Origin of the sequence: Hansschlegelia zhihuaiae (assembly GCF_004103825.1) — a bacterium.
Taxonomy (GTDB): domain Bacteria; phylum Pseudomonadota; class Alphaproteobacteria; order Rhizobiales; family Methylopilaceae; genus Methylopila; species Methylopila zhihuaiae.
In genome coordinates this window covers 126,556-134,274 of sequence record NZ_RYFI01000006.1, presented here as the reverse complement: position 1 = coordinate 134,274, position 7,719 = coordinate 126,556, and the positions used below count along the sequence as shown (strand labels likewise).

The 7,719-nt window shown below is 69.1% G+C and carries 5 protein-coding genes; 3 read left to right on the top strand and 2 right to left on the bottom strand.

Annotation, left to right across the window (positions count from 1 at the left end):
• Positions 1-2,283 (bottom strand): Rne/Rng family ribonuclease (locus tag EK403_RS08210; RefSeq protein ID WP_164919538.1); only part of this gene is annotated, 2,283 nt, incomplete at its 3' end.
• A gap of 705 nt (positions 2,284-2,988) precedes the next feature.
• On the opposite strand from EK403_RS08210, the gene EK403_RS08205 reads away from it, so the two are divergent.
• The 3 genes from EK403_RS08205 (at position 2,989) to EK403_RS08195 (ending at position 7,411) form a co-directional block, all read left to right on the top strand.
• A complete protein-coding gene (locus EK403_RS08205) occupies positions 2,989-4,206 on the top strand; it encodes an N-acetylmuramoyl-L-alanine amidase (protein ID WP_128777013.1) in 1,218 nt (405 codons plus the stop codon).
• Positions 4,207-4,352: 146 nt separating this feature from the next.
• Positions 4,353-6,806, top strand: a complete 2,454-nt coding sequence (locus EK403_RS08200) for a penicillin-binding protein 1A (protein WP_128777012.1) — start codon at positions 4,353-4,355, stop codon at positions 6,804-6,806.
• A complete protein-coding gene (locus EK403_RS08195) occupies positions 6,803-7,411 on the top strand; it encodes a cation efflux transmembrane domain-containing protein (protein WP_428979587.1) in 609 nt (202 codons plus the stop codon). The genes EK403_RS08200 and EK403_RS08195 overlap by 4 nt, the downstream gene beginning before the upstream one ends.
• A 4-nt stretch (positions 7,412-7,415) precedes the next feature.
• On the opposite strand, the gene EK403_RS08190 is transcribed toward EK403_RS08195, so the two are convergent.
• The coding region (locus tag EK403_RS08190; protein ID WP_245479584.1) for an EthD family reductase at positions 7,416-7,719 on the bottom strand (304 nt) is incomplete at its 5' end.

Here is a 7,719-nt window from a genome sequence, read left to right as displayed (position 1 = left end):
CCCTCCGCGCCGGCGGGGTTTCGACGTCCCGTCGTCCTCTCCGCCTTCGGCGGTCTCGGCCGCGCTCTCGGCGATCGCCGGTTCGCCCTCGGTCTCGGTGGCGGCTGCAGCGATCTCGGCGACCGGTTGAGCCTCCGGGGTCGCCGCCGCGCCGGCGCCGGCCTCGGAGTCGGCGTCGTCCTCATCGCCATTCTCGGAGGCGTCCGCCTGCGCCTCGGCGCCGTTCCCGCGGCCTCCGCGCCGGCGCCGCCGGCGCCGGCGCCGGCTGCCGCCGCTGCGGTCGTTCTCGCCCTTCTCGTCGTCGCCGCCTTGCGGCTGCGGGGCGGCCGCCACTGCCTCTTCTTCTTCGACCGGCGCCTCGGCCTCGACCTCGACCTCGTCGGGCTCGATCGAGTCGACCCTCACCTGGGTCACCGGCGCGCGCATCTCGCCGCTCGCGGGATCGGTGCGCTCGACCAGGAGGTGCTGCCCGGCCGGCAAGTGGCTCTCGGCCCCGAACTGGATCGACACGCCGAAGCGCGTCTCGATCTCGCGGATGTGGCCGCGCTTCTGGTTGAGCAGATAGAGCGCGACCTCGGGGCGCGTCTTGACCAGCAGGTTCCGCGAGGCGTCCTTGCGGAGCCCGTCCTCGACCATGCGCAGCACGTGCAGCGCGACCGAGGGGACGGCGCGCACGATGCCGACGCCGCTGCAGGTCGGACAGACCTCGCTCGAGCTCTCGAGCACGCCGGTGCGGATGCGCTGGCGCGACATCTCCATCAGGCCGAAATGCGAAATGCGGCCGAGCTGAATGCGCGCGCGGTCGTTCTTCAGGCAGTCCTTGAGCTTCTTCTCGACCGCGCGGTTGTTCCGCGACTCCTCCATGTCGATGAAGTCGATGACGATCAGCCCCGCGAGGTCTCGCAGCCGGAGCTGCCGCGCCACTTCCTCGGCGGCCTCGAGATTGGTGCGGAGCGCCGTGTCCTCGATGTTGTGCTCGCGCGTCGAGCGGCCCGAGTTCACGTCGATCGCGACCAGCGCCTCGGCCTGGTTGATCACAATGTAGCCGCCGGACTTCAACGTCACGATGTTGGAGAACATCGCGTCGAGCTGGGTCTCGACGCCCATCTTGGAGTAGAGCGGCTGGCTGTCGCGGTAGGGCTGGACGATCTTGGCGTTGCTCGGCATGAGCATCCGCATGAAGTCCTTGGCCTCGCGGTAGCCGTCCTCGCCCGCGACCAGGACCTCGTCGATCTCCTTGTTGTAGAGATCGCGGATCGAGCGCTTGATCAGCGAGCCTTCCTCATAGACGAGCGCCGGCGCGGTCGACTTAAGCGTCAGATCGCGGACCGTCTCCCAGAGGCGCATCAGATATTCGAAGTCACGCTTGATCTCGGGCTTAGTGCGGCTCGCGCCGGCCGTGCGCAGGATGACGCCCATCCCCTCCGGCACGTCGAGGTCGCTCGCGACCTCCTTCAGGCGCTTGCGGTCCTGCGCAGAGGTGATCTTGCGCGAGATGCCGCCTCCGCGGGCCGTATTCGGCATCAGTACGGAGTAGCGCCCGGCGAGCGAAAGATAGGTGGTCAGCGCCGCGCCCTTGGTGCCGCGCTCTTCCTTGACGACCTGCACGAGCAGGATCTGGCGGCGCTTGATGACCTCCTGGATCTTGTAGGAGCGCAGGCGCCGCGGCGCGCGCTCGGGCAGCTCCTCGAGCGCGTCGCCCGCGCCAATCGATTCCACCGGATGCTCGTCCTCGTCCGGGTCGGCCTCGCCGTCGTCCTGTTCCTCGAGCTTCTCGACCTTCTCAGCCTGTTCGGCGACGTGCTCGGCCACCGCCGCGTCGGCCTCGGCGGCTTCCCCCTCGTCAGCCGGCGCCGCGGCGGCCGTCTCGCCGTCGTCCTCGCCTTCGCTCGCCAAGGCTTCGTCGGTGGGAGAAGCCTTCGGGCGGGCGCGGCCGCGCCGCCGCCGCCCGGCGCTCACGGGCTTGTCCGCGGGTTCCTCGTCCTCTTCCGCGCGCGCCTTCTCGTCTTCGGCGATCAGCGCCTGACGGTCGGCCACCGGGATCTGATAGTAGTCGGGATGGATCTCGCTGAAGGCCAGGAAGCCGTGGCGGTTGCCGCCATATTCGACGAACGCCGCCTGGAGCGACGGTTCGACTCGCGTCACCTTCGCAAGATAGATGTTCCCGCGGAGCTGCTTGCGGTTCGCGCTCTCGAAATCGAACTCCTCCACCTTGGAGCCGCGGACGACGACGACGCGCGTCTCCTCCGCGTGGGTGGCGTCGATGAGCATTTTGTTGGCCATTTACGGAACTCTTGTGTGCGGCCGGGCGGGCCGTCCGCCGTCGCAAGCGACGACGAGGGCGGGGCGCTCATGAAGCGCGACCGACGCCCGGCGGGGTTTGGAAGCGGGAAATGCTGGCCGCGGAAGGGCGCGAAGCCCGTGGCGGCGAAGAACGAACGCCGGCGGCGCCGGCGGATCGATGTCCCGGACGAAGCGAAAGCGGCGTGCGTCGCCGTGCGCATTCCCGGAAGCACCTCACAAATCATCTGGGCGGCCGATCGGTGATCGGCGGCGCCCGCCATCGGAACGTCGCCCATGACTGCGTCGCAGGCGGCTCGCCGTCGAAAGGCGCGGCTACGCCGAAACAGGAACGCCACATCGGCCGGTCAACCCAGCCAGCCGCCGGGTGACCTCAAGGTCACGGGGCGCGCGCGGACGCTTCGGACATCGCCGTCAAAGCCGCGAAAACCCGTCTCTCAAATCGCAGAGACTCGTTTCGCTTCGACGTAAGCGTAATTTTTCTAGCCGACAGAGGTCCTATCTGACAAGCGTCGCAAGCCGCCGGAGCATCCGAGCGCCGCGATCGTCCAAGGTTTTTTGTGCGTCGGAGGCCACAGCGCCCGACGAACCGAGCGAGCGTCATCATCAAGCGTTAACCCTACGCTCGTAACCAATCGTTCTGGGCCGTTAATGCAGGGGCGATTTCAGGAGGCGCGTCTCCCCGCGATGATTCGCAGCCTTGCCGCCATCGCCGCTCTGGTCTCGTCCCTGCTCGCCGCCGGGATCGCTTCCGCATGGGCGGGCCCCGTCGCGGTCGCGACCGAGGCGCGGCTCGCTGGCGACGACCAGCGCACGCGCCTGGTCGTGGACCTCACCGCGGTCGCGGCGATCCGCGCCTTCACGCTCGCCGATCCCTACCGCGTCGTCATCGACCTTCCGGACGTGGCGTTCAGGCTGCCCGAGACCGCGGGCCGCGAGGGCAGGGGGCTGATCAGCGCTTTCCGCTTCGGCGTACTGGCGCCCGGTCGGTCGCGCATCGTGGTCGACGTCAAGAAGCCCGTCGCGATCGACAAGGCCTTCGTGCTCGACCCGGTGGACGGCCAGCCCGCGCGGCTGGTGCTCGACCTGACGCCGAGCGACCGGAAGTCCTTTCTGCAGTCCGTCTCCGCCGCGGAACGTGATCCCACCGGCTCGATCGACAAGCCCGCGGCCGCGGCGGCGCCCGCCGACGCCGAAAAGCCCGTCGTCGTGATCGATCCCGGCCATGGCGGCGTCGACCCCGGGGCCGCGGGCCCCGACGGCGCGAGCGAGAAGGATATCGTCCTCGCCTTCGCCAAGCGGCTGAAGGATAAGATCGAGGCCGACGGTGAGCGGCGTGTCGTGCTGACCCGCGACGACGACACTTTCGTCTCGCTCCCGGGTCGGGTGAAGATCGCGCGCGACAACGCCGCCGCCCTGATGATCTCGATCCACGCCGACGCGCTCGCCGATCCGTTCGGCGTGCGCGGCGCGACGATCTACACGCTTTCGGACCGGGCCTCGGACCGCGAGGCGGAGCGCCTCGCCGAGAAGGAGAACCGCGCTGACCTGATCGCCGGCCTCGACCTCACCGACGAGCCCGAGGAGGTCGCCGGCATCCTGTTCGAACTGACGCGGCGCGAGACGTCCGCCTTCACCGAGCAGTTCGCCAAGGGCCTGGTGCGCGAGCTCAAGGAGGCCGCGAAGCTCAACAAGAACCCGCTGCGTTCCGCGGGCTTCAGGGTGCTGCGCGCGCCCGACGTGCCCTCCGTGCTGCTGGAGCTCGGCTATCTGTCCAGCAAGGACGACGCGAAGCTCATGATGTCCGAGGCGTGGCGGGAGCAGGCGACGCAGGCGGTCGCCGAGGCTGTCGACCGGTACTTCGCCACCCGTGTCGCGCAGGGCACGCCTGGCCGCGCGAATTGAGGCGGCGCGGCCGGCGCCGTACATTCTCCACAAAGCGGCACGATGCCGTGCGCATAGAAGGATCGCACGAGCGGCTGAGCCGTCGCGTCGCGGATCGGGGGTGACGGCCGCGCCCAGCGCCGTCCAGCGCCTATGAGGGGTCGGGGTTGCGCCTACTCGTCCGTGCCATCGGCTTCCTGTTCGCGACCGGCGCTCTGCTGGGGCTCGCGGGCGCTGCGGTCGTCGGCTTCTTCGCCCTGAAATACTCGCGCGATCTGCCGGACTACGAGCAGCTGTCCAAGTACGAGCCGCCGATCATGACGCGGCTGCACGCCAATGACGGGCGGCTGATCGCCGAATACGCCAAGGAACGGCGGCTGTTCCTGCCGATCCAGGCGGTGCCGAAGCGCGCCGTCAACGCCTTCCTGTCGGCTGAGGACAAGTCGTTCTACGAGCATGGCGGGCTCGACTTCGTTGGCATCGCCCGCGCCGCGATCTCGAACTTCCAGAACGCCGACCGCCGGCCGCAGGGCGCCTCCACGATCACCCAGCAGGTCGCCAAGAACTTCCTGCTCACCAACCAGCAGAACTACGAGCGCAAGATCAAGGAGGCGCTGCTCTCCCTCAGGATCGAGCAGACCTATTCGAAGGACCGCATCCTCGAGCTGTATCTGAACGAGATCTATTTCGGGATGGGCGCCTATGGCGTCGGCGCGGCGTCGCTGGTCTATTTCGACAAGGCGGTGAACGAACTGACGCTCGCGGAGTCCGCCTATCTGGCGGCGCTGCCCAAGGCGCCGAACAACTATCATCCGTTCCGCTATCCCGAGCGCGCGATCGAGCGGCGCAACTGGGTGATTGACCGCATGGTCGAGAACGGCGCCGCCACGCGGGAAGAAGGCGACGCGGCCAAGAAGGAGCCGCTCGACGTCAAGCCGCGGCCGACCGGCACGCAGCTCGCCGCCAGCGAATATTTCAACGAGGAGGTCCGCCGGGTGCTCTACGAGCGCTATGGCGAAAAGGGCCTCTATGAGGGCGGGCTGTCGGTCCGCACCACGCTCGATCCGCAACTTCAGGACCTTGCGCGCAGGACCCTGTCGGCTGGTCTCGTGCGTTTCGACGAGCAGCGCGGCTGGCGGGGCCCCGAGCGCGAGATCGACCCGCGGGGCGACTGGGGCGTGGCGCTCGCCGACGTGCCGGCCTATGGCGACATTCCGTGGAAGCTCGCCGTCGTGCTCGACTCCGGGACCAACGACGCGACCATCGGTCTCCAGCCCGGGCGGGAGAAGACCGGGCAGGTGACCCGCGACCGCGTGACCGCCAAGGTGCCGCTGGAGGGCGTGCGCTGGGCGAAATGGGCCAAGGGGCCCGACCGCGGCCGCGCAGTGAAGACGGTCTCGCAAGTGCTGAAGCCCGGCGACGTCGTCTATGTCGAGGCGACCGCCGACGGCGCCTCGACCTACAAGCTCCGCCAGGTGCCTGAAATCTCCGGCGGGCTGGTCGCGATGGACCCGTTCACCGGCCGCGTGCTCGCGCTCGCCGGTGGGTTCTCCTACGACGAGAGCCAGTTCAACCGTGCGACCCAGGCGCTCCGCCAGCCGGGGTCGTCGTTCAAGCCGTTCATCTACGCGGCGGCGCTGGACAATGGCTACACGCCGTCCTCGGTCGTGCTCGACGCCGCGATCGAGGTCGACCAGGGGCCGGGCGTGGGCATCTGGCGGCCGGAGAACTACGCCAAGAAGTTCTATGGCCCGCAGACGCTGCGGTTCGGCATCGAGAAGTCGCGCAACGTCATGACGGTCCGGCTCGCCCAGGACATGGGCATGCCGATCATCTCCGAATACGCCAGGCGCTTCGGGGTGATGGACGACCTGCCGAGGCTGCTCTCCATGTCGCTCGGCGCGGGCGAGACCACCGTGCTGAAGATGACCGCCGCCTATTCGATGTTCGCCAATGGCGGCAAGCGCGTCACGCCGACCGTGATCGACCGCATCCAGGACCGCACTGGCAAGACGATCTTCCGCTACGACGACCGGCAGTGCGTCGGCTGCATGGCGACCGCCTGGGCCGGTCAGGACGAGCCGAAGCTCGTCGACGCCCGCGAGCAGGTGCTCGATCCGATGACCGCGTATCAGGTCACGTCGATGCTGGAAGGCGTGGTGCTGCGCGGCACCGCGACCAAGCTGAAGTCGGTCGGCCGCCCGATCGCCGGCAAGACCGGCACCACCAACGACTACAAGGACGCCTGGTTCGTCGGCTTCTCGTCCGACCTCGTGGTCGGGGTCTATCTCGGCTATGACAAGCCGCGGTCGATGGGCGAGGGCGAGACTGGCGGCGAGGTCGCGGCCCCGGTGTTCGGCGACTTCATGAAGGAGGCGCTCAAGGACAAGCCCGCGACGCCGTTCCGCGTGCCGCCGGGCATCAAGCTGATCCGCATCAACCCGTCCTCGGGCATGCGCACCGCCGGCGGCGACGGCAAGGCGATCCTCGAGGCGTTCAAGCCCGGCACCGCGCCGCCCGACAGCTATTCGATCATCGGCCAGGCCGCCGCGCCGCGCAGCGAGACGGTGACGCCGGAGGCCGATCGCGCGGTCCGCTCGGGCACGGGCGGGCTCTACTGACCGGACCAGGGGGGAGCGAGGTCGCGGCCGACCGCGCGCTGCGCCGCGCCGTCACGATCGTCGCGGCGCTGAACCTCGGCTATTTCGGTGTGGAGTTCGCGGTCGCGCTTGAGATTGGGTCGGTCTCGCTCATCGCCGACAGCGTCGACTTCCTCGAGGACGCCTCGATCAACCTGCTGATCCTACTCGCGCTCGGATTCACGCCCCGGGCTCAGGCGAGGGCCGGCATGGCGCTCGCCGCGATCATCCTCATTCCGGGTCTCGCGACGCTCTGGATGGCCTGGGCGAAGTTCTGGACGCCGGTCGCGCCGGCGCCCGTCGCGTTGTCGCTCGCTGGGGCCGGCGCGCTCGCGGTGAACGTGACCTGCGCCTTGATCCTCGCCCGCTTCCGAAGCGCGGGCGGCAGCCTGACCAAGGCCGCCTTCCTGTCGGCCCGCAACGACGCGATCGCCAATGTCGCGATCATCGGGACGGGCCTCGCGACGGCGCTGACGCTGAGCGCCTGGCCCGACCTGATCGTCGGGCTCGCGATCGCGGCGATGAACGCCGACGCCGCGCGCGAGGTGTGGCAGGCCGCCCGCGAGGAGGCGAGGGCGGCCGCCTGAGACGTCAGCCGTCGGTCGCGTCGATCACCGCGATGGTCGGGGCGTCGGGCGAGTAGTTCGGGATGTCGGCGACCGCTTCCTGCCCCTCGGGCGAACCGAGAGCCGCGCCGAGCGCGTCCTTGCTGTCCCAGGTCCCGACGAAGATCCAGAAATAAGGGCCTTCGCCGCCGTCCGGCCCGGTCGACGGACCGAAGCTGTGGGCCTTCAGGCCCGGCATCTTCTTGACGAGCGGCATATGCGTGTTCCGGAAGTAGGAATCGAACTTCGCGGGGTCCGCGGGCTTCGGGTACATGACGACGAGCTTGGTG